Source organism: Sulfurimonas sp. (genome assembly GCF_014859695.1).
Taxonomy (GTDB): domain Bacteria; phylum Campylobacterota; class Campylobacteria; order Campylobacterales; family Sulfurimonadaceae; genus Sulfurimonas.
Genome location: NZ_JACUTS010000011.1, coordinates 1 through 22729 on the forward strand (window position 1 = coordinate 1; position 22729 = coordinate 22729).

Here is a 22729-nt window from a genome sequence, read left to right on the forward strand (position 1 = left end):
ACTCTTTAAACCCGTAACGCTCAACCAAAGTTTCCAAAATATGCTGCAGATTGACGCCATGCAACGGATTGTTTTTGTTTTTTTCTTCTTCGCTCATTTTTTTCCTTTAGTTGTATTTTTACTATTCAAACATGTCTGAATACTATTTAGATAAATTACTCTTAGTTGGTTGTTTGACATCTATTTTCTCCGGGTGTTTTGTTTGATTGAAACTATGAATTGGTAGATAAGATATACTACTGCGCTTTTAAAAATAAGCAAATCAATCGTTATTGTTTCAGTTGTCATAATTGAAAATGGATTTATTAAATTTGAAATATTGTCCAATGTCATACTACTATATAATAAAAAGAGCATCATGGTAATAAAATGTGCAGTTGTTATGCAGTTTAGTTTTTTTATAAATAAAAATTTTTTACAAATCAAAATAAACATACTTATAAAAGCTACAAATAAACCAGCAAATAAAACTCTGTCTGGTAAATATACAAAACCATCTTTTAAAAACTTGTAAACATAAGAAATATTAATTATCCAAAGCAAAACCAAAACCCAATCTTGCGAATGATTAGATGAAATTTTATGGAGTTTAAAAACAATCCAATCCTTAAAATTATCTTTTTTAATTTCTGAAAGCTCTTCATCTCTTTTGTGCATCTCTAACGCATAAAATTTATTAGCTTCAATAATATTGTCTTGCTTTTCAAAAGAGTGTTTGATGATTCTAGCAGTTTCACGGTTTTCAATATTTTTAGCTTTTAAGACATTTTCATTCTCATTTTTCATATCTAAAAAATTCACTTCTTTTTTAAAAATTGCATTTTTGAGATCAATTGTTTTATGTACTATTGCTTCATTAAAAAATACATTTTCCTCAAATAAACAATAATTAAATTTTGTATCTTCATAAAAATGTGTTTTGACAAATATAGCCATACCTCCAAAACGAGCTTCATTAAATTTAACTTTTTTTAAATTGCTTTGGCTAAATGATGCAGAATCCATAAAATTTATATTTTCCATATTCAGTAAAGCTATATTGTTGCAATCTATTAAATGAAATAATTTATAAAAAGTTTTATCATTTAACTTGAGTTTTTGATCTTTAAAATCACAACTTCTAAATTCAATATAAGCATTAAGTGAGTCATTCAGGTGCACTTCTTTTTCAAAAGTACAGTTGTTAAAAATTACAGATTCTTTAAACTCGTACCGTTGTAGATTTACCTCATCTAAGAAAGTGCAGTTATTAAATTCGATATGGCATTTTTCTATCAGCTTGTCGACATAATAACCTTCTGGGCTTTGTTCACAATCATGGTTGAGGTAACTTTCATGAAGAAAATAAAAATTGCTAATTTCTGAAGTTGCGTCATATCGGTCATCTTCATAATCTTTTTGAAATTTTGGAAAAACAATAGAATTATATTGAATATAATAGTGATCTAACTCTTCTTGTCCTCTTTCACAAGTATATTTTAAATTTAAATCATTTTGAATTTGTTGCCAAAATTTATCTTTGTTTTTATTCAGAGAATGGAGGATACATAAATTAAATTTAGTACCAAAAATAGTATTTTTTTTAAATTCTTGATTACATTTTAAACAACTAAAAAATTTCATTTTTCATCTTTACTAGAAAATACATTTTTGATATGCTGACTTGAATATTCTATTTCAGGATACACTTTGTCAATAGTTACACCTAGTGTACCTAAGGCTTTCCTAATGGAATCAGCAAAGCTTTTATCACACATCATAGCTTCTGCGCCAAAGTCACATAGCTTAAAAGTATTCAGTTTAAAATGTTCATCATCTGCACATTCTTCCAAAGAAAATGCTTCTTTTTTTCCATCATTTAAACCAAATATTGCGAACAATCCAGCTTGATTGATTATTCGTTGAGAGTTATGTTTAGGCTTGACAAATACTACTGACTTATCTAAGTGTTCCATCCAAATCATATCTTGAAAATAAGGCTTTTCACCTTTAATTTCATGAAGTAAATATTGTAAATCATGATTATTTTGAGTTATCAATTTTCCTAAATCATTTTTTAAATTTTTATTTAATTTTTTACTTTCTGATGAATTTATATATGAAAATCCTCTTTTACCCATTCTTTTGCATACGTTATATTTTCCTATATTTCCATTATCGTTGAAATAATTATCAACAATATTAACATTAAAACTATCATCTATTTTTGAAAAATTTGCAAATACAGAAACTGCATCGCTATCGTAGTATTTTATTTTATTTTTTTTTATGGCAACGATTTTGATAGTTGAGCAAAAATTCGCATAATCATCTGTGTCAACAGCCATATAAAGTGCCAATAGTGGATTTGTGGTAAAATCAAGCAACCTCGTAGGCAGTCCATAGTGTTGCATAATAGAAAGTTTGTCAATTGTAGTTTTTGCATTATCAAAAATATTTGGATATCTCAGCTCAAGTTCTCTAAAAATTTTGTGCTCATTTTTTAAAAAACCATCCCTGAATATACTTGGAGTTGTCGACTCATGAAATTTATTTTCACCACGATAAAATATTTCGTAATTATGCAAATCTATGGATTCTTTAGTTATGTACTCATCTATTTTTTTTAGAAAGTTTGTTATTGGTTCCATATTTTTCCCTTATTTCTCATAATCATACTCAAGCCCGATATCCAATCTTCCCTCAAGTGCAACCATTTTATCGTCATGTTGCTGCAAGAGGATTTTTAAAAATATATCTACTATCTTGTACTCGCCTTTTTGCAGTTTTGCTATAAGTCCCATGTTTTCTAGTGATACTCTAGTGTTGTAAAGTGTGGCTGAATCCACATCATGACTAAGGTTATTTGCCATTTCATAGACCACTTCAAAATGGTGCTTTTTAGATTTAAGTTTTGCTATAAGCTCGTCAAGATAGGCTCTGTTTTCTATTACCCTAAAGCTTATAGCCTCAAGAGCGGAGCTGTAATCTATGGGCTTTTTTTCTAACATGGCGTTTATGTAAAGCGTTTGGAGTACTTTTGCGCTGTACTCAGGATGACCTTCTAAAAAAGTTATGGTGCTACGCAAAAGCTCTGCGTCATAGACAATGCCTTGTTTGTCAAACTCTGTTTTGGTGTAGTCAAAAAGTTCATCAGCGTCAAGACCGTCTAGCTTTATCACACTTGCAAAATGAAAAAATGGGGATGCTTTGCTCTCAAAGATTTCAGTCATTATCGATTCGATGCTTCCTAAAAAAACATATGTAATATTTTCATGGTGCTGTGCAACTGAACGAAGCACTTCTAGGATATTTTTGTCATAGAGTTTTGTGATGTCTTGAAACTCATCAAATATAACTTTGATATTTGCACCTTTTGAGGTCGCTATGCTATCTACTACGTTTAAAGAGTGGATAAAAAGCTCTATGGGGTCACTCTCTTTACTAACCAAATCAATAGTCACTTCTGCCATGTCAGGAATGGAGATGGTTTTGATAGATTTTAAAAGCTTTAAAAGTGAGTTTTTTGTCTGTCTGATGAAGTTTTCAATCTTTACAAAACTATATGCACTGTCTACTATTTGTTTGGACAACGAATCTAGAGAGTGATGCAGTCTTATGTCAATGTAGATAAAATCATAACCTTTTTCGTAGTCAAACATATGCTTGATGAGCGATGTTTTTCCAAATCTTCTAGGAGCTTTTATCATAATATGCTGATTGTTATCAAGATATGATTTGAAAAGTGGGAGATGTTTTTTTCTATCTATAAAATCTTTTCCTTTTACGGGGCTTCCACTTTGAAACATTGGTATCCTTTGTTGGAAAAATATAAATTGCTTGTATTATACTATATATAATATACTTATATAGTTTTTTTCTATATAGAAAATATTTAGTTAAAATACAAAGGTAGCATTTTTTACCTCTATGATGGTAGATTTTATACCCTTATGCTATAGAATTTTATAAATTCTTTCATGAGATTGCTTCACTTCGTTCACAATGACGAGGAGGCTTTGCTCGCAATGACAATTATTAAACATCACTCCCTACCGCACATTACTCTATAGTCGCAAAACAGGCAGTTTTTCGCATCTTCACACTTGCTAAAGTTTACATCTTCTATGTTTAGCAAATCATTCACATGCGACTCCAGAAGTGCCAATTTCTCTTTTAAAAGCGGTTCATCTACTATTTTGGACTCTTTTAGGTCGTAGTATCCGCACTCTGTTATATTGCCTAAGCCGCCCGCCAGCAGATAGTAGAACTCCAGCTGGAAGTCTGTAGCCTCTGTGAAGTTTTTCTCAGTGTAGAGAGGATATGCGCCTGTTTTGTAGTCAAGTACGGCTATCTCATTTGCACATTTATCTATTCGGTCTATTACGCCCTCTAGTGTCACTCCTGCGAAGCTTGTCTGCATCTTCTCTTCACATCTATATACCTGCCAGCCCTTTGCAAATCTCTTTACTTCGTTTTCGCAAAACAGTTCCATTCTTCTCTTTTGCATAGCTATAAGGTACTTCTCAAGCTCACTCTCTCCGCACGCATTATCAAGCTCTGCATGCAGATCTTTTTTCAGCATCTCTACGTCGTCATAAGAGCTTTTTTTGCCATAGAGCTCTTTTAGCGCTTCATGAACATCCAAGCCGATTTCATACTCTTTAGGCATATCTTTTGGTATCTCATGTCCCTCTATATGCTCTATATATTTGTGGTAATATTTTCTCTTGCATGTAAGAAATGTTTTTAGTTTTGTGGCTGAGAGGTTTTTGCCCCTGAAACTGTACTCTAAAACTATCTCCTCTTCCTCTTTGACTTTTGGCGCTGGGCTTGCAAAAAGCACTCCGGCATAAGAGTCTTCGCCGTAGATGCTACTCTCTTTTATGCCAAGCTGTTTTAAAAACCTTGAAGCGCTGCTCTCTTTGGATTTTACAAAGGAGATTGCGACCTCTTTGCTTGAGTTTATAAGCATCTCATAGTAATGTTTTTGCAGATTTTCCCTGTCGCTCATGGTCGGCAGGTTTGCCATCTCTCTTACATGTGTGTTTAAAAACATATCTTTATCGCTTTTTTTAGGAACGTTACTGTCGCTAAAATCAACTATCACAACCGCGTCAAATTCAACAGAGCGGGTCTCTAAAACACCCATGACGGTTATCTTTCCGCCTCTTACATCATCGATTGTCCGGCTTGAGAGCCTTTGGAGGAAAACAAGCAGCAGAGATTTCACGCTCATCTCTCTCATAAAAGGGAGGATGTTTTTAAGACCGTAAAGCTCCTCATTAAAAATCTTAAGCTCTCTTTTGGAAGAAAAACTCTCTTTGTAGCTCTTTAAAAACTCTAATATCTCTGTATCTTTGCTTTTTTTTGCATAGATTGAGCGAAGCGGAGCGTAAAACTCATCCCCGACTCTCTCTAGTCTCGCCTCATTCTCTTTAGAATCCTGCTCAATATAGCTGCATGTCGCATCGAGTTTCTCATAGATGGAGGTTGTGCTAAACGGCTCTCCCATGGCAAAGTTAAAGTTTGATTTTGTATCGAAACTCTTAAGCAGCTGCGCAAACTTCTCATCGGGCAAAATAACTGCAATGTTTTCAGCCCTGTAGCCCATCTGCACAAAGTCATATATCTTTTTTTTGACAAATGCCGCCTGCAAAAGAGGCTCGCTAAAGGACTCACATGTCACTTTAGTGTTTTGCTCTATCATCTGTTTGTGAAATATCTCTTTTGTATTTAGCGAGATTTTATATCTGTTTCCAGCCTCGAGTCCTATGCCTAAAGATAAGAATTTTTTTTGCATCTTGGTGTTAAATCTGCTCGCACTAAAGAGAATATTTATGCTGCTGAACTCGCAGCACTTCTCTAGAAGTTCAAGCTCAAAGTTTGTCAAATGACCATCAACATGAAGCTCTATATTTTTATATTTTTTTATGTACGCTCTGTTGAAAGTGTAGAGTTTTGGCAGAAATATTCTATCTAGAAGTTTCCGCTCCCTGCAGAGTGCCTCATATCTTACATATAGCTCCCCAAGTATGGCTATATGCTCCTCATACTCGCCGTAGATGTCCGAGGTTGCCAAATCTTTTATGTCGTACATCTCTGCACTTAACTCTTCAAAAAATTTAAATATGTAGGATGAGTTTTTTGTAAAGGTGAAAAAGTTTCTCTGGATTTGAAGATTTGTGAAATTTTTAAAGTCGCTTGCCTCAAGCAGAAGCAAAATCCTGCCATCTTCATCGAGCGCCTTAAAATCTTCGACCATACAGAGCTTTGAGATAAATTCACTCATAGTAATATAGTTTGGAAGAAAGAGGGTAGAACCCTCTACATGGAGAAGTTTTTGTCTTATTGCGCGAGCCGAGGGGAGGACAATCAAAGATTCATTCATAGGCTAATTATAACCTAATATTCTATGATTTCCTTGGCTCTCGTATCTGCTTTTACGTTGTAAAATCTATGAAGTTCCTCTACCGCTACTTTAGCCATAACGTCCCATCTTCCCTCTTGCGGAAGCTCAATCGAGTCAAAAGTGTAGACTCCGTTTTCTATTTTTGGATTGCTTAACTCTTGATCATGCTTATGGTTGTTTGGTCTGGTTACAATAACTTTTATTTGGGCATCATTTACAGGGTTAGAATCAATATCGCTAACTCTATATTTTATAGTGCTGTTTTGCGTACTGAGTCCATCTGTTATATACTCTATTTTATACTTTTTGTTAAATGCTATAGCAGATTCTAAGATATCGTTTACTTTTGCATTTGCTTCATGATAATCCATCATATAGGTATCACTTTTCTCAACAGGAAGAGTATTGGCAACTATTACCGTAGCTACACAAGCGCCAAATATAAATATGATTGAAGCAGCAATCGAGTAAGGCCAAATTCTACCGTTGCTTAGATTCATTTTTTTGCCTTCTAATATATAATTTTCTTTTAATGTAAAGAAATATACCATAAAAAATAAAACCGTAGAACAACACTTTTACAAGAAAAATGCTCGTCTGATTTGCACTGCCCACTGCATTCTCTAGCACAATTCCCTTGCTTTTGGCAATCTGCTCTGCAATATCTGCATAGCCGTTAAACATAGAACCTGAATACTTCCCTAAAAGCTCGTCCTCTTTTGCTTTTTGAGCAAGCAGAGGCAAAATCGTACCGCCGCTGCTCATGTCGCTAAAATCCATGTTGAGAAGTGCGACAACAAATGCTTGAACGGATGATGAAACAGGGCTTAACACCTGTTTTTTATCAAAATACTCATATAATGATGTCTGGTTTGCATAAATATCAACTTTTGAGTCCATTTCAGAAAACGTAAGCAAAATAGTAGGCTCGCTAAAATCTTTCATCAGCTCTTTTTCATACTCTACTATACTCATCTTCTGCGGCAACTCTTTAAGCATTACAAGCCTTAGAGATATTCCGGTTTTTTGATGTAGCTCTAAGCCAAGTTTTTCAACCTCTACATTAAACGCAGGATTAAAAATAAGTTCATCTTTATATAAATAGTTTGCAAAAAGAGAAGTGTTAAAAAGCAGTGCTAGTATGAGGGCACCGAGCCCTCTTGAAAACTTCAAAGAAATTTCCTAGCCGATAAAAAGATGATTTGGCGTTAAAACCGCGTAAAGAGTATACAGAGCCATTATAACCAGACCCCATGAAATGATTTTTTCCATTCTACACTCCTTACTTAACATCTACCAAATGCTTAGCGTTATCAACGCTCTTCATTTGTATAAGATGCTCATCTTTAATATCATAAAAATTTGTCGCACTTGTGTTTTGAACATTTATTGCCCAAGCTGTTAATCCAACCAAAATAACTAAAAGCAAAACAGTTGCTATTAGCATGCCGGTTATACCGTCGAGAGAAAATATACTTCTGTTATCATTCATCCCTGACTCCTTATTTACTTATGTTAACGATGTAAGCGCCAACAGCTTCTTTTTGCTTATCGTTAAGTCTGTCAAATTTGGGCATAACTCCGATTATGCCTTTTTTGCCATGTGTGAGAACATTGTTAACCAATGCAATATCAAATTCTCTAACATTTGGGCTTAAACCCTCGACACCTCTACCGTCCTCTCCGTGGCAAGATGCACAAGTACCTGCAAATATATCCGCGCCCTTACCGCTAAAACCGTTAGCGACATAAGCAGAAACTATATCTATTTCAGCATCGGTTATAGGAGCATAGCCTGTGTTGGCATTCATTAACCCATTGCGATCGGGCATCGGCATCTCAAAACCTATAAGTTGGTTGTTTGAACCATTCTCAATAACAGCCTTGACTGATGCTTCATCCATTCTAATATTTAAATTAGCCGCTTTCCCGTCAATACCATCAGCACTGAGACCATGGCAAACTTTACACTCTGCCAAGAAAACAGATTCGCCCATCTCCACAAGCTTATCGCCCGTAATGTCTTTATATTTTACTTCAAATTTTGCATTGTGCGCAGCAACATCTTCGTTGTACTCACCGATTTGTGAATATGCATTTACCGGATAACCGATTGTAAAATACCACATTCCCCATACCATAGTAAGTAAAAACATAACTGCCCAACCGGTCGGAACACTGTTTTTAAACTCGCCAATTCCATCCCAATTTTCATCCGCAAGCTCACCGGATGCAGTATCGACCTGCATCTGACGTACATACTTGATTACGACGAAAACAGTAATTATTACTAGTGCAATCGCTCCCGTAACTGCAAGTACATTGACAATATCATCATTTAAACCGCCCTTTGATCCACCGACAGATAAATATGTCAGTATCAACATCAAAGCAGTAAATATGATTCCCCCAAGATAAAGCTTATTCATATCTCTCTCCTATTTCTCTGCGCACCCTCAAGGGTGCTTTTGTCATCAGACTTCGGTGACACCGGAGCATCATCCAAGTCGTCTTTAAGTGCCATATCACTATAACTCTCATAATCTACTCCATCAACATCTTTCTTCTTGGTATAGAGATGGTATATATAACCATACAACGCTATGACAAGCAATATTATTAATGTAAAGTATCCGTATGCTTGTAATTGTGCTATATCCACTACAAACCTCTACTTAAGACTATTCATATATGCAATTAATGCGACTATCTCAGGAATCTCGCCACGTGCCACAGCATCTTTGACATCTTGATCTCTCATATCTGCTGCAATAAGCTTCGCCTCTTGGAGTGCCAACTCATTTGCTTCTGCTATACTAGCGCCCATTTTAACAATTTTTTTAGAACCGTCTCTCATAGGTACCGGCTCATTGTAAGGAACTGAGAAGTATTGTGCTACCGTCAACTGCTCTGCAAAAGCAGTATCAATATCTGCTTTATTTGCAAACATCCACTTGTATGCAGGCATAATCGAGCCTGGAACAACAGAAGCAGGATCTTTCATATGATTTTCATGCCAGTCGGTAGTTCTATAGTTACCAACACGCATCAAATCAGGTCCAGTTCTTTTTGAACCCCATAAAAATGGTCTGTCATATGCATACTCGCCGCTTAGAGAGTAGTGACCGTAGCGGTCAGTCTCTGATTTAAACGGACGAACAAGCTGCGAGTGACATGCATTACAGCTGTTTTTAATATAAACGTGACGACCTGCCAGCTCTAAAGTAGAGTATGGAGCCGTACCGATTACGGGACGAGATGCTTGAGCAAAGTTTGGAAGAATTTCAACCAGACCGGCAAAAGCAATTGTTACGAATACACCTACCGCAAAAAAGAACGGATGTTTTTCTAACCAATGAAACATATTAAATCCTTTCTATTACGCGCCCATAGGCGATGCATTTTGTAGCTCACGCTCTTCAACAGGGCGAGCAGACATAGTTTTATAGATGTTATAAGCAAACATCAAGAAACCAACTAAATAGAGTAGACCACCTATACCACGAATAGTGTAGTAAGGATGTAAAACAGTAACCGTATCAATAAATGAGTATGCTAAGTTACCAAACTCATCATGCGCACGCCACATCATACCCTGCGTAATACCTGCAATCCACATAGAAGTGAAGTATAGAACAACACCCAGTGTTTGGATCCAGAACTGCGCAACCATTAAAGACTTAGAGTAAATCTCACGTTTAAATACACGCGGAGCCATATGGTAAAGCGCAGCCATAATCATAAAGCCTACCCAACCAAGAACACCATCATGAACGTGACCAACAATCCAGTCGGTAAAGTGTGCTATCGCATTAACTGATTTAATCGCTTGAATAGGACCCTCTAATGTTGAGAACATATAAAAAGTCGAAGCTAAAATCATAAACTTAATCAACGGAGAAGCCGCAACTTGTTGCCACTCACCCTTCATTGTAAGAAGCATGTTGATAGCCGAACCCCAAGACGGAAGAATCAATATTATGGAGAATATTGAGCCCATTGTCTGCATCCAATCCGGAACGGTTGAATACAAAAGGTGGTGCCCGCCAGCCCATAGATAAACAAACATTAGTCCCCAGAAAGAGAGAAGTGAGAGTTTATATGAGTAGATTGCCTGACCAGACTCTTTTGGTAAAAAGTAGTAGATCATAGCAACAATAGGAACCGTAAAACCAAATGCAACTGCATTATGCCCGTACCACCACTGAACTAACGCATCATTTGTACCTGCGTACATAGAAACAGAGTGATACCATGCACCTATGCCAGATTCACCTGCAGCCGATGCTCCAAGCATTGTAGGAATAGCCATATTGTTAAAAAGATAAAGCATAGCTATACCTAAGAATGTAGCAATATAGTACCAAATAGAGATATAGAGTGATTTTTCACGGCGTATACCGATAAGACCGAAAAGACCCATACCCCAGATAACCCATACAACTACAACTCCAATATCAATCGGCCACTCAAACTCCGCATACTCTTTTGAAGATGTAACACCCGCAAAAAGCGAAACGACAGCTGCTGTAACAACAACCAAATAGAGCCAGAAGTGTATCTTGCCCAAAGTCATCAAGAACTTTGACTCCGCCATTGACACTTTTAAAACACGTTGACCAACATAATACCACGTTGCAAAAACACCGCTTAGCGTAAAACCAAATATAACCGCATCTGTATGCAGCGGACGAAGACGACTAAAGTTAGTGTATTCAGCCAAGCCTTCTCCAAGAATTAAGTTAACCCCTGGAAAAGCAAGCTGAAACGCTAAAATTACACCGATGAGCATACCAACAATTCCTAAAACAATTGTTGTAAACATGAACATCTTTGCAACTGTATAGTCGTACTCTAATGGACGATTCTCCATATATAGCCTCCTTAAAGATTCAAAGCAATTAAGTCTATTAAATTAAGCTAAATTTATTAAACTAATTAACAGGTAGTATAATAACAGTATAAATGTTTAAAATTTCTTAAATAATGACAACTTTTTGACAAACTTTGCAAATTTGTTAATTATTTGTTTACAATTAACGTAAAATTAACAATTTGCTGTTATATGAAGGATTTGGACGGACGAATCCTTATCTTTTTATCAAAGATAAGAACTCATTGAAGATATATCTGCTCTCTTTTGGTCCAGGACTTGCTTCGGGGTGATGCTGCACTGAAAAAATTGGGGCATTTTTGTATTTTAGTCCCTCAATCGTATTGTCAAAAAGATTCATATGCGTAATCTCTGCAACCTCTACAATATTCTCTGCAACATTGTAGTTGTGATTTTGAGCCGTAATCTCAACAAGCCCTGTTTTTATATTTTTAACCGGCTGATTTCCGCCATGGTGACCAAACTTGAGCTTGTATGTATCGTATCCATGAGCGATTGAGAGAAGCTGATGCCCCAAACATATTCCAAACATAGGTACTTTTGCGTCTATTAGCTTTTTTATCTGCTCTTGCTCATGCTTAAGAACCAATGGATCGCCTGGGCCGTTTGAGAGGAAAACACCGTCAATCTCTTTTTTGTTGTATCTATCTATAAGGTTTTGCGCGCTAAAGTCATTTGGAATAACCTCAACACCCATCTTCGCACCCACTAGCTCGTTTAAAATATTTCTCTTTACGCCAAAATCCAAAACTACTATATTTGCTTCGGGCTGCGGCGCTGCATTATACTCAAACTCTCTATCATCATAAACGGACTGTGTATGCATATATGGAGTTTTCGTGCTGACCTGCTCTATATAGTTGACATTTTCTATTCTAGGGCTATTTTCTAAAATCTTTTTAAGCTCCTCTTTGTCGCTTATCTCTGTTGAAGCAACCATCATCATAGCGCCTTCGCGTCTTAACATCTTTGTTATATATCTTGTGTCAATGTCGCAAATACCCATAACATTTTGCTCTTTTAAAAAATCGGCAAGCGAACCCTCTGCTCTAAAGTTAGAGTATCTCTCTTGATATTTTCTAACAATCACTCCCTTTGCATGGGCAGCACTGCTCTCCATGTCTTGAGAGTTGACTCCCACATTGCCTATCTCAGGCATAGTAAATGTCACAAACTGTCCTGCATAAGAGGGGTCTGAGACTATCTCTTGATATCCGCTCATAGAGACGTTAAAAACAACCTCTCCCACTACGTTGCCCTCAGTGCCGAAACTGTTTGCTTCTAAAAAAGTTCCATTTTCAAAATATAACCAAGCTTTTTTCAAACTACTCATGTTCACTACTCCATGCCTCTTTTTGAAAGCTCTTCTTTATAAAGCTTTTCATATAAAATATCAAATTCATCAGTTCCGGGAATATATCTTTTTTTATATGTTCTGATTTTATCCATGATGATAGTATCAAGTTCAGAAGCTTCCGTAATAAATGATGTGATTGCATTATAAATAATATTTTTTATACGATTTTCCGTCACATCAAAGTGGATTAAATCCTCTTCATAAAGCTCATCTAGAATTTTGTGTGAGAGATCAGAGTATCTCTCCTCATAATTCAAAAGCACGCCGAACTCCGGAGCTAATTTCTTTTTAATCATAAAAAAGAGCTGTCTCTCATCGACGAGATTAAACTCTATCTCCTCTTCATTTTCTTCACATATCTCATGCACCTTCTCTTCAAGAGCCATCTCCTGCTTGACATCATGTACTAATATCTTCTCGGCCTCTTTTGCAACGTTCTCAAGACCCTTTGTCATCGTAACAACACCACTTTTATTTAAATCAATTGCGATCTTATTGGCTATATGAGGTATAGTTTTAAGTGATATTTTCATCGACGGACCTTATTTGTTCAGAATTAAATTTTTGTATTTTACAATAAGTAAGGTTAGTTTACGATTAGAAAAAGGTTATTTTGACAAAAGTGTGCCAAGCTTTTCTAGCTTCTTGAGTTTACGCCAAAATACTCTTCAAACATATCTTTGGTTAATGGCTTAGAGAAGTAGTAGCCTTGCAATATATCACAACACTCTTTGATTAAAAACTCTTTTTGCAACTCTGTCTCTACGCCCTCTGCAACAATCTTTAGGTTTAAATTTTTGGCAATATTTAGTATGGTTTTTACCATATTTGTACTATCGATTGAATTATTCAACTCAAATATAAACGATTTATCTATCTTTAGCTCATCTATAGGGATTTGACTCAGATAGCTAAGGGATGAGTATCCGGTACCAAAATCGTCCATGGAGAAACGAATACCACATTTTTTTAGCCTGTTCATCTTTTTAATGATAATGCTCACATCCTCAGCAACACTTGTCTCAGTCATCTCAAAGACTATTTTTGACCTTAGCTCATCACTTAGATACTCTTTGCAGAGTTTCTCTACATCATCTATAAATGTTGTGTGAAATATCTGTCTCATGCTTATGTTAATGGAGAACTGTTCAAGTTCTATACCTTTTTCATGCCACTCTTTAAATGTTTTAAACGCCTCTTGGAGAATAAAGTAGCCAAGCTCTATAATAATGCCCGTCTCCTCTGAAATAGGTATAAATTCATCTGGAGAAATAAAACCAAGCTGTTCACTGCTCCAGCGAGCAAGAACTTCACACCCTATTACCTTGCCTTTAAAATTTAACTGAGGCTGGTACACAAGTGTTATTTCTCTATTTTCAATGGCAAAGTGCAAAAGCCTCTCAACTGAAAGCTTTCTCTCTATTCTGATGGAGAGCTCATTGTTAAACATAATAACACTGTCTCTGCCTTTTGCCTTTGCTTCATACATGGCAATATCGGCCTCTTTAATCAGCGTAGCGGCGCTGAGCGTTGGCTTGTCAATAATGCTTGCGCCAAGGCTGGCACTAATGTAGAGATAATGATCATCTATAATATATGTTTGTTTTATGCTATTTAGCAACTCTTTTGCAAAAATTTCTGCATCTGCAATGCACTCGTCTTTTGTTTTAAATTCAGCACTGAGTATGCAAAACTCATCACCGCCGAGCCTGGAGATATTTCCGTTATGCTCTTTTGTAAGATTTTGCATCCTCTCTGAGACCTCTATAAGCAATTTATCGCCTATATCATGCCCCAATGCATCGTTAATAGTTTTGAAGTGATCTAAATCAATAAGTATAAGATACATATATTTATTGCTACTTTTTTGAATTTTTATAGCGTCTTCAAGCAAATCTATAAAGTGGCGTCTGTTCCCAAGTTTCGTCAGGTAATCTCTGTATGCCTGCGCATGATTTTTTATTAGATAGTTATATGTATTTCTTGAACCGTATAAGAGAACCCATGCAAGAACAAGCGTAAGTATGGCTATTACATAAGAGTAGAACTCTCCTATAAAAATAAGGTAAATTGTAATTGGAAACATTGACGAGATAAGGATTAAAACTGCCAACTTTTTTTCTGAAACAAGAATGGTGGTGGCAACTACAGAGACGCCGAGCTGGGTAAAAATTGCCAGATAATGAAGTTGTAAATTATCTCGGGCGATATAGACCAGAAACATTATCGTCCATGTCGAGAAGTAGAAAAAGATAAAATATCTTACCTTGCTTAGCCACTCCTCTTTTTGTTTAATCGTATACTCGTTATCAGCGTATGCCCTATAGAGAATATACCCCCAGTATGAAACACCGAGGACTAAGAGGTACCACAATATTTCTATAAAATATGATTCATATACTATGCCAAATATTACATAGGAGAAAGCCGTTGTAGAAAAAAGTGCTATTAGTACGAGGATTTGTCTATGCATAAAATCGTAAAAACTAATATTTTTAAGCACTAAAAACCCTTACACCTAATTGCTCTCAATCAATTCTAACTAAGATTTCTTAATATTAATTATTTTGATAACAGCAAAGTCAATTCCGATGCTCTTTTTGCATCCATTTTACTCAAAATAGTTCCGACTGTTTTTGGTTTTAAAGAAGTAAGTATAGCTGCGGCATCTTGGGGCTCCATCTCTGAGAGTACGCTTGCCGCGCTTGCCGCTTTCATTTTTGCAAAAGTCTCGGACATTTTGTCCATCTTGACATCTTTTATCTCTTTTAAAATCTCTTCATTTTTTTTGAGCATTTTTTTTATCGTATTCTCTTTAGTTGAGATTTCTGCCAATTTTTTCTCAACCACCTCTTCATCTTGAGAAACCGTTACTTCTCTTTTTTTGAGCAGCTCTTCCGTTGCCGTCTTTAGCGCGCTAAGAGCCTGTTTTTGCTCATCTATTCTCTCAAGCTCTACAAGAAGTTCGCTCTTTCTTGCTTTAAATATCTCCGTACACTCAAAAAGTTTATCGCTGGTCTCTAGCGCACTCAAAGTTGCTAAAGTAAAAAAAAGAGCTGTGAATAGTTTTATCATTTTTTCTTCCCGTTATAAGCCATCAAAGCAATTTCATCCAGATTTTTTGCCTCTGCTACTTTTCTCTTATTAAGCTCTTGTTTTATCTCTTGAAGTTCTAAGTATTGAAATTTTTCATGTTCCATCATATCGACTTTTAGTTGCTTTTTTGCTTGAGTGACCTGATTTGAAGCAAATGAAACCCACTCTTTGTTATGAAGTATGAGCTCTCTTTGAGATCCAAGCAAAACTCTTGAAGCGAGCATATCGCTCATCTTACCGCTCTTTGGCGGTTCAACGTCCTCAAGCGAGTTGTAAGACAACTCCAGCGCAATAGCAGCGCTGTTTAGGTTAGCGTTAGCTTTTTGTAAAGACTGTTCACTCTTTTGCATCCTGTTTTTTTTAAACTTGACCAATGGAGTAAAGCGAGTCTTCACAATCTTTCCTTAATTTTATTTCATAAAATGAAGGGAACCTTCTTTTGTATTATAACGCAATCGGAAGTAATTCCGATAGCTACGCTTCTATGCTAAAGCATGACTTAGAAAAAAACTAAATTTTTTTCTGAACGCTGGGTTTTCTCACAGAAAGTCTTACGACTACTTCGGCAGGAAGCCCATCACACTAGTGTGATTTCAGATTTTACTTATAAGATTATCGTATCTTCTCTCTCGGGAGATGTAGAAATTATACCTACTTTTGTTTTTGTAATCTCTTCAATCAGTTTAACATACTCTTGCGCTTCTTGTGGCAAATCTTCAAATCTTCTAGCCCCGGCAGAACCTCTCCAGCCTTTAAATGATTTATAAATCGGTGTTACATCTTCTAGATTTTGAGGGAGATAATCTATCTCTACGCCGTCCAGTTCATAGGCGACACAGATTTTGACCTCTTCAAATCCATCAAGGACATCCAGCTTCATAAGTGCCAACTCATCACAACCGTTTAGGCGGCTTGCATATCTACATGCAACCGCATCAAACCAGCCGCATCTTCTAGCACGACCTGTTGTTGTTCCAAACTCATGCCCCTGCTTACCCAGTCTTTTGCCCTCTTCACCCAAATCTTCACTTGGAAAAGGACCGTTGCCGACGCGCGTGCAGTACGCTTTTACGATGCCTGTTACTTTACCTATATCTTTAGCATTGATGCCAAGACCGGTACATGCACCGGCACTCACGGTTGAGCTTGAAGTAACATACGGGTATGTTCCATGATCAATGTCTAGCATCGTACCCTGAGCACCCTCAAGCAGAACTCTCTTGTTCTCTTCATCAAGCGCTCTCCAAATCATCTGCGTCGTATCTGTGATAAAAGGAGCAAGTCTTTTTTTATACCCCTCAAGTTCACTTAAAAGCTCAGCTTCGTTTGGTGTTTGGATTTTTAAAATATCAAACATCTCTCTATTTTGCTCAAAATAAGCCATAATCGAGCCGCAAAGTTTTGCAGGATTTAGAAGTTCGCCCACTCTCACACCTATGCGGTTAATCTTGTCAGAGTAAGCAGGACCGATTCCCTTGCCTGTCGTACCGATAGCTTTTTCGCCTTTTAGCTTCTCTCTAGCTTGGTCTATCATGGCATGGTAGCGAAGATTTAGATGAGCTTTATCGGAGATAAAAAGACGTCCTTCTAAACCCTCAAACTGCTCCATCTCTTTAATAATAGACTCAGGAGAGAGAACAACTCCGTTTCCGACAATATTAATTGCCTTTGGGTTTAGTACACCGGAGGGAATAAGGTGAAGCGCATGCTTTGTGCCATCAACCCATATAGTATGCCCTGCATTATGCCCGCCTTGGCTTCTGCAAACCATATCATACTCACATGCAAGCCTATCTACAATCTTGCCTTTGCCCTCGTCGCCCCACTGTATACCAACTATTAAATCTGCTTTACGACTCGGCATTTAGTGCCTCCCTGCATTGAACTTTTAGAAGTGCTATCATATGGCACTTTCCACTCTGAATTCTTATCATTTTACCTCTTTTACTTCGCTTTTGTTTCTATTAACACATCTGTATAGATTGCAAAACCCACAGAACTTAGCTCTGAATTTTTATATCTTCCACCTCTTGCATATACTTCATTTTTATCTATCACTCTAAAGAAGAGCTCATCATAGTAGAGCATTTTTGCATAGTACATCGGTGCCAATACGCTGTTTTGGCAAGAGAGTGCACCGCATAGATTTTTCATTTTTTGAAGTTCCGCTTTTATCTCAGGGGGAACTATCTCAAGCAGTTCATCTACTTGATGTTCATGTTGAAGGTAGACAAGTTTCTCCAGCCAATCAACTCTTAGATTTAAAAACTTCTCTATATTTACATGGCGAAAATCTTCAAGTGTCAGTTCATCAAACATTGAAACTAAAAGTTTTGGTATCATCATATTTGAAATCTGAACAAGTGGCTTAACTTCGAGTGCATCAAAAATCTCTACCGCTATGTTTAAAACCGATGAAAGTTTGCTCTCACCCATAAACTCAACACCTATCTGGTACTGCTCATCCGTAGGGTAACGAAAAACACTCTGAATATAGAACCATTTTTTATGTTCTGTATTGCGCCCAAGTCTCTTCTCTATGATTCGCACGACATCTATGGTTGAGTCGGCTCTAAGCGAGATGGAGTTGTTCTTCTCATCGTTGACTTTGATAAGCTCTCTCTCATCGGCAATACTTTTATGCTGATGATATGAAAATATCGGAGTAACAATCTCTTCAAACCCTTTAGAGTACAAGATATCGCTAGCAACTTTTTCTATCTCTCTTTTTATCTTAGCGCTATTGCCAAAGTAGAGTTTTGAACCGCTAGGAATCTCATGCTCTAAAATCATCTACACACCTACTTTGAAATATTTTTCATTAAATACTCTGTTTGCAGTTCCATCATAAGGTCTGCGACCGAGTTTTGCAAGAGAGAGCTCAATGGAGTTTACAACCCATGCAATCTCATAGGGAGCAATCAATCCCATCTGGTTTATACGAAAAATCTTACCATCCAAATGGTCTTGTCCGCCCGCAACATTTACGCCAAAATCATTTTTAAGCATTTTTCTGATTTGCGATGCGTTCTCATCGTCTACCGTTGTCATGGAGAGTGCCGGCATTTTTGGATAGATATGCAGACCCAAGGCTTCAAGCGCAGATTTAACGGCGTCGGCTCTTACCGCAGTCTCTTCGTAGAGCTTCTCTAGACCGCCGTTTTTCTCAATCGTCTCTAGTATCTCCAAAAGACCGATAGTAAGAGTTGTAGCCGCCGTCCATGCAGTAGTGTTTTTTCTTTGAGATTTTATCTCTGTTGCAAGGTTGAAGTAGTACCCTTTTCCTTTGCCTATCTTCTCTATCGCAGCATTGCTAAGACCCAAAATTGCAAGTCCGGGAGGAAGCATAAGTGCTTTTTGGCTTCCAGCGATTAGACAGTCGATATTTGTCACGTCAATCGCTTCAACACCCACAGCAGTAATGCCGTCAGCTATAATCATAATATTTGGATTAATCTCTTTAACAGCCTTTGCAATCGCCTCTACAGGGTGACGTAAGCCGCCTGCCGATTCGCTAATTTGAACTGCAATAGCATCAATGTTTGAGTTGTTTTTAACAGCTTCTACAACAGCTTCAACACTTACGGGAGTATCCCACTCGTTTTTAATCTCGATATTTCCAAGTCCATGAGCCGTGGCAATTTTGCCAAATCTCTCTCCGAACTTTCCTGAGTTTATATTTAAGAGCGTATTGTGAGAGAGGTTTATAACAGCCGCTTCCATGGCGCCTGTTCCGCTTGAGGCAAGCATAACGACTTCATCACTTTTAAAGAGCTCAAAAAGATATTTTCTTGTTTTTTCAAAAATAGCCTCAAATTCCGGAGTACGATGGTGCATCGTCTCATCACTCATGGCATTACGAACATTTTGAGGTACCGGAGTAGGTCCGGGCGTGAAAAGTAACATATAAAAGTTCCTAATAAATTATAATTTAAAACCTCGCATTATATCCAAATAACTTAAAGCCTTACTTTAGTTTTATGCTAGAATTGCAGCAAAGTTTCTAAACTTCTCATCACACAAAGGCTTTTATGACGGTATATGATTCGATAATTTTAGGCATAATTCAGGGTTTTACGGAGTTCTTGCCTATCTCCTCTACAGGACACCTAATAGTAGCAAGCAAATTTTTGGAGATTGAACAAAATACTGTCAATAAGGCGTATGAGGTCATCATCCAATTCTCGGCAATTCTTGCCGTAATCTTTAACTACAAAGATAAATTTACTATCAAAAAGATAGATCTCTGGATAAAGGTTTTTGTAGCTTTTCTTCCTTTGGCTATTATAGGCTTCATCTTCTCCTCCCAGATAAAGGAGCTCTTTAGCATAAATATAGTCGCTATTATGTTTATAATAGGAGGAGTGATATTTTTGATTGTAGAGAAATTTTTTGTACATGAAGATAAACAAACAATCCATGACGTAGAAAAAATAACACTCAAGCAGTCCATGATAATAGGTTTTGCTCAAGTCTTTGCTCTTATCCCCGGAACCAGCAGAGCGGGTTCAACCATCATCGGTGCACTTCTTGTAGGTCTAAGCAGAAAGGCAAGTGCAGAGTTTAGCTTTCTGCTTGCTTTTCCTGTCATGGCTGCAGTTGCCGCTTACGACTTACTGAAACATTATGAAGATTTTACACAAACAAATATCATTGTTCTAGCAATCGGGTTTGTCACCTCTTTTGTTGTCGCATACCTCACAATAAAACTCTTTTTAAAATTTTTAGAAAAATTTACCTTTGTCTCTTTTGGAGTTTATAGAATAGTTTTTGGAGTTTTTCTACTGTTTATGTTCAACTAGATTTTGCCTCTATTGTAACTCGGGAATAACATTTGCTTATGGGGGTTATAATTTATAGGGGAACTAGATGCGTACTTTACTTATATATAACTCTAAACTGGAGACTTTTTTAACTAAAATGGAAGATGCTCTTTATAGGCTAAGTCTGAAAGTTCTCTAGACTTTTAGAAAGTCTGTAGAATTACTTTTGCCAAACTTAGTGCTTTTGCGCGATGAGAGATGCTCTTTTTTGTCTCATCGTCCAGCTCGCCTAAGGTCTTGTCGTATCCAAGCGGAACAAACATAGGGTCGTATCCAAAACCGCCCTCCCCTATAGCCCTGTTTATTGCATTTCCGTACATCCAGCCGTGAACGGAGTATTCGCCCTCTTTTGTTACTATTGCTATAGCGGCAGTGTAGTGCGCCGGTGAACTCTCTACCCCTTTTGTTTTTAGAGCATCTATGAGTTTATACAGATTGTCCTTATCCGTTGCATCCGCTCCTGCGTATCTTGCACTGTAAATTCCCGGTTCCCCGCCAAGAATATCAACGCTTATTCCGCTGTCGTCTGCCAAGACTATTACATCTTTATCATTCAGGGCTTTAAAAACAGCTCTTGCTTTTATAAGAGCATTCTCTTTAAAGTCATCTCCATCTTCTACAATCTCGAACTCATCAATAAGTTCGCTGTAAGGAACTACCTCAAAATCTTCACAAAGCGCTTTTATCTCTCTTACTTTCCCCTTATTGGAAGTAGCCAGTACCAACTTCACATAACATCCTTGCAAATTACTTTAAACATAAGTTTTTTTGATTTAAAAAGTTTGTGTAAACAATCTTTTCAATATAATTACGCCATTATATAATATTTAAGGTAGATAATGTTTAAAAAAGTATTTCCCCTCTCAGCAATCCTCTCTCTAAGGTTTTTAGGTCTCTTCTTGGTTTTACCGGTCATCTCCATTTATGCACTTGAGCTTGAAGGATCAACTCCTCTTCTCGTAGGTATCGTCGTCGGCGGTTATGCATTGACTCAGGCTATTTTTCAAGTTCCATTTGGGACCATGAGCGATAAGATAGGCAGAAAACCTACTCTGCTTTTTGGTCTTCTCGTATTTTTAATCGGCTCAATTATCTGTGCATACTCCGACAATATATACACTCTTATGATTGGACGTTTTCTTCAAGGTGCAGGCGCGATTGGCTCGGTTATTACAGCTATGATCTCTGATTTGGTTGCGGAGGAGATTCGCGGCAAAGCCATGGCAATTATGGGCGCGTCAATTGCTCTTAGTTTTGCTCTTGCTATGGGGCTTGGACCTGTTTTGGGTGCTGCTTATGGGGTAGATTTTCTTTTTATACTTACAGCAATTTTTGCTCTTTTGGGAATAATTCTTCTTTTTACAAAAGTTCCCACACCTCCCAAAATCAAACATACATACCATGCAACGTCAAAAACTTCAGATATATTAAAAGATCCGAATCTCTTAAATATGATTATTATCAACGCGATGCAAAAAGGTCTTATGACTATCGCCTTTGTTCTTATTCCTATTATTTTGACAAGCGACACTTTTGCATGGGAGAAGTCAGACCTCTATATGGCGTATCTTCCTGCAATGCTATTTGGTCTTGTAGCGATGGGTCCTGCTGCAGTATTTGGCGAAAAATACAACAAACCAAAAGAGATATTTCTTCTCTCTATAGTTCTCTTTATTGGCTCGTTTTTGACTATGGGGCTTACTACTTCAAGCACCTTCTTTGTAGTTGGCGTTGTCATGTTTTTTGTTGCATTTAACATGATGGAGCCTCTTGTTCAATCAATGATTACCAAGTTTGCCAAAGTACACCAAAAAGGTACCGCTCTTGGTATCTCCAACTCTATCGCCTATTTTGCAACATTCGTGGGCGGTACGACTGCGGGGCTTCTTTTAGAGTTTAGCGATAGAGAAACAATCGGTATCTCAGTGGCTGTTGCAGCTCTCTTATGGCTTCTATGGACGCTAAAGCTTCAAAATCCGACCAGATACTCTCATCTCTACCTTCCACAAGATGATGTTGATGTCTCAAAGCTTCAAAGCCTTGAGCAAGAGCACATTGCAGAGTGGTATATAAACGATACTGAAAAACTTATTGTTGTAAAATATGTAAAAGATGCGATAGAGATGGAAGAGTTAAAAGCCAAAATAGCTAAGAAGTAAGGTAAGATT

23 protein-coding genes are annotated in these 22729 nt (G+C 37.1%); 2 read left to right on the forward strand and 21 right to left on the reverse strand.

What is annotated here, in order from left to right; translation table 11 throughout:
• The 20 genes from IBX42_RS12570 to IBX42_RS03715 all read right to left on the reverse strand — a co-directional run.
• On the reverse strand, positions 1–97 hold a 97-nt coding region (locus tag IBX42_RS12570; RefSeq protein WP_365943300.1), incomplete at its 3' end, for a VF530 family DNA-binding protein.
• A gap of 83 nt (positions 98–180) precedes the next feature.
• A complete protein-coding gene (locus IBX42_RS03625) occupies positions 181–1623 on the reverse strand; it encodes a pentapeptide repeat-containing protein (RefSeq protein WP_294928942.1) in 1443 nt (480 codons plus the stop codon).
• Complete coding sequence (locus tag IBX42_RS03630; RefSeq protein WP_294928945.1) at positions 1620–2630, reverse strand: FRG domain-containing protein; 1011 nt, start codon at positions 2628–2630, stop codon at positions 1620–1622. Before IBX42_RS03630 ends, IBX42_RS03625 begins: the two co-directional genes overlap by 4 nt.
• 9 nt (positions 2631–2639) lie before the next feature.
• Entirely contained in the window at positions 2640–3788 is a 1149-nt protein-coding gene (locus IBX42_RS03635) for an ATP-binding protein (protein ID WP_294928948.1), read from the reverse strand.
• A 236-nt stretch (positions 3789–4024) separates the two neighbouring features.
• Entirely contained in the window at positions 4025–6370 is a 2346-nt protein-coding gene (locus IBX42_RS03640; protein WP_294928952.1) for a PD-(D/E)XK nuclease family protein, read from the reverse strand.
• Positions 6371–6384: 14 nt separating this feature from the next.
• The gene (locus tag IBX42_RS03645) at positions 6385–6891 is read right to left on the reverse strand and encodes a FixH family protein (protein ID WP_294928955.1); all 507 of its coding nucleotides are present in this window, start codon (positions 6889–6891) and stop codon (positions 6385–6387) included.
• Positions 6872–7564, reverse strand: a complete 693-nt coding sequence (locus IBX42_RS03650) for a 3-dehydroquinate dehydratase (RefSeq protein WP_294928958.1) — start codon at positions 7562–7564, stop codon at positions 6872–6874. Before IBX42_RS03650 ends, IBX42_RS03645 begins: the two co-directional genes overlap by 20 nt.
• 109 nt (positions 7565–7673) lie before the next feature.
• Complete coding sequence (locus IBX42_RS03655; protein ID WP_294928961.1) at positions 7674–7883, reverse strand: DUF4006 family protein; 210 nt, start codon at positions 7881–7883, stop codon at positions 7674–7676.
• A 10-nt stretch (positions 7884–7893) separates the two neighbouring features.
• Positions 7894–8820, reverse strand: coding sequence for a c-type cytochrome (locus IBX42_RS03660; RefSeq protein ID WP_294928964.1), 927 nt, complete (start codon positions 8818–8820; stop codon positions 7894–7896).
• Positions 8817–9053, reverse strand: coding sequence for a cytochrome c oxidase, cbb3-type, CcoQ subunit (locus IBX42_RS03665; RefSeq protein ID WP_294928967.1), 237 nt, complete (start codon positions 9051–9053; stop codon positions 8817–8819). Before IBX42_RS03665 ends, IBX42_RS03660 begins: the two co-directional genes overlap by 4 nt.
• A gap of 9 nt (positions 9054–9062) precedes the next feature.
• Positions 9063–9755, reverse strand: a complete 693-nt coding sequence (ccoO, locus tag IBX42_RS03670) for a cytochrome-c oxidase, cbb3-type subunit II (protein ID WP_294928969.1) — start codon at positions 9753–9755, stop codon at positions 9063–9065.
• A 15-nt stretch (positions 9756–9770) separates the two neighbouring features.
• On the reverse strand, positions 9771–11264 hold the full coding sequence (gene ccoN / locus IBX42_RS03675) for a cytochrome-c oxidase, cbb3-type subunit I (protein WP_294928971.1): 1494 nt from the start codon (positions 11262–11264) through the stop codon (positions 9771–9773).
• A gap of 217 nt (positions 11265–11481) precedes the next feature.
• A complete protein-coding gene (carA, locus tag IBX42_RS03680) occupies positions 11482–12609 on the reverse strand; it encodes a glutamine-hydrolyzing carbamoyl-phosphate synthase small subunit (RefSeq protein ID WP_294929047.1) in 1128 nt (375 codons plus the stop codon).
• A gap of 14 nt (positions 12610–12623) precedes the next feature.
• Complete coding sequence (locus IBX42_RS03685) at positions 12624–13175, reverse strand: DUF507 family protein (protein WP_294928974.1); 552 nt, start codon at positions 13173–13175, stop codon at positions 12624–12626.
• A gap of 104 nt (positions 13176–13279) precedes the next feature.
• Positions 13280–15145 (reverse strand): bifunctional diguanylate cyclase/phosphodiesterase, encoded by a 1866-nt coding sequence (locus IBX42_RS03690; RefSeq protein ID WP_294928977.1) that lies wholly within the window; start codon positions 15143–15145, stop codon positions 13280–13282.
• Positions 15146–15204: 59 nt separating this feature from the next.
• Positions 15205–15717, reverse strand: a complete 513-nt coding sequence (locus tag IBX42_RS03695) for a PDP protein (RefSeq protein WP_294928980.1) — start codon at positions 15715–15717, stop codon at positions 15205–15207.
• Positions 15714–16133 (reverse strand): flagellar export protein FliJ, encoded by a 420-nt coding sequence (locus IBX42_RS03700; protein WP_294928983.1) that lies wholly within the window; start codon positions 16131–16133, stop codon positions 15714–15716. Before IBX42_RS03700 ends, IBX42_RS03695 begins: the two co-directional genes overlap by 4 nt.
• A 209-nt stretch (positions 16134–16342) precedes the next feature.
• Positions 16343–17602, reverse strand: a complete 1260-nt coding sequence (locus IBX42_RS03705) for an adenylosuccinate synthase (RefSeq protein WP_294928986.1) — start codon at positions 17600–17602, stop codon at positions 16343–16345.
• Between the two features lie 80 nt (positions 17603–17682).
• A complete protein-coding gene (locus IBX42_RS03710) occupies positions 17683–18531 on the reverse strand; it encodes an ATP phosphoribosyltransferase regulatory subunit (RefSeq protein ID WP_294928989.1) in 849 nt (282 codons plus the stop codon).
• Complete coding sequence (locus IBX42_RS03715) at positions 18532–19644, reverse strand: aminotransferase class V-fold PLP-dependent enzyme (protein WP_294928992.1); 1113 nt, start codon at positions 19642–19644, stop codon at positions 18532–18534. It abuts the gene before it with no gap.
• A 125-nt stretch (positions 19645–19769) separates the two neighbouring features.
• Between IBX42_RS03715 and IBX42_RS03720 the strand changes: the two genes are divergently transcribed.
• On the forward strand, positions 19770–20540 hold the full coding sequence (locus IBX42_RS03720; RefSeq protein ID WP_294928994.1) for an undecaprenyl-diphosphate phosphatase: 771 nt from the start codon (positions 19770–19772) through the stop codon (positions 20538–20540).
• 164 nt (positions 20541–20704) lie between these two features.
• Here IBX42_RS03720 and rdgB read toward each other — a convergent pair whose 3' ends face one another.
• Positions 20705–21292, reverse strand: a complete 588-nt coding sequence (gene rdgB, locus IBX42_RS03725) for an RdgB/HAM1 family non-canonical purine NTP pyrophosphatase (protein WP_294928997.1) — start codon at positions 21290–21292, stop codon at positions 20705–20707.
• A 108-nt stretch (positions 21293–21400) separates the two neighbouring features.
• Here rdgB and IBX42_RS03730 point away from each other — a divergent pair, with 108 nt between their 5' ends.
• The gene (locus IBX42_RS03730; RefSeq protein ID WP_294929000.1) at positions 21401–22720 is read left to right on the forward strand and encodes an MFS transporter; all 1320 of its coding nucleotides are present in this window, start codon (positions 21401–21403) and stop codon (positions 22718–22720) included.
• Positions 22721–22729: the final 9 nt, after the last annotated feature.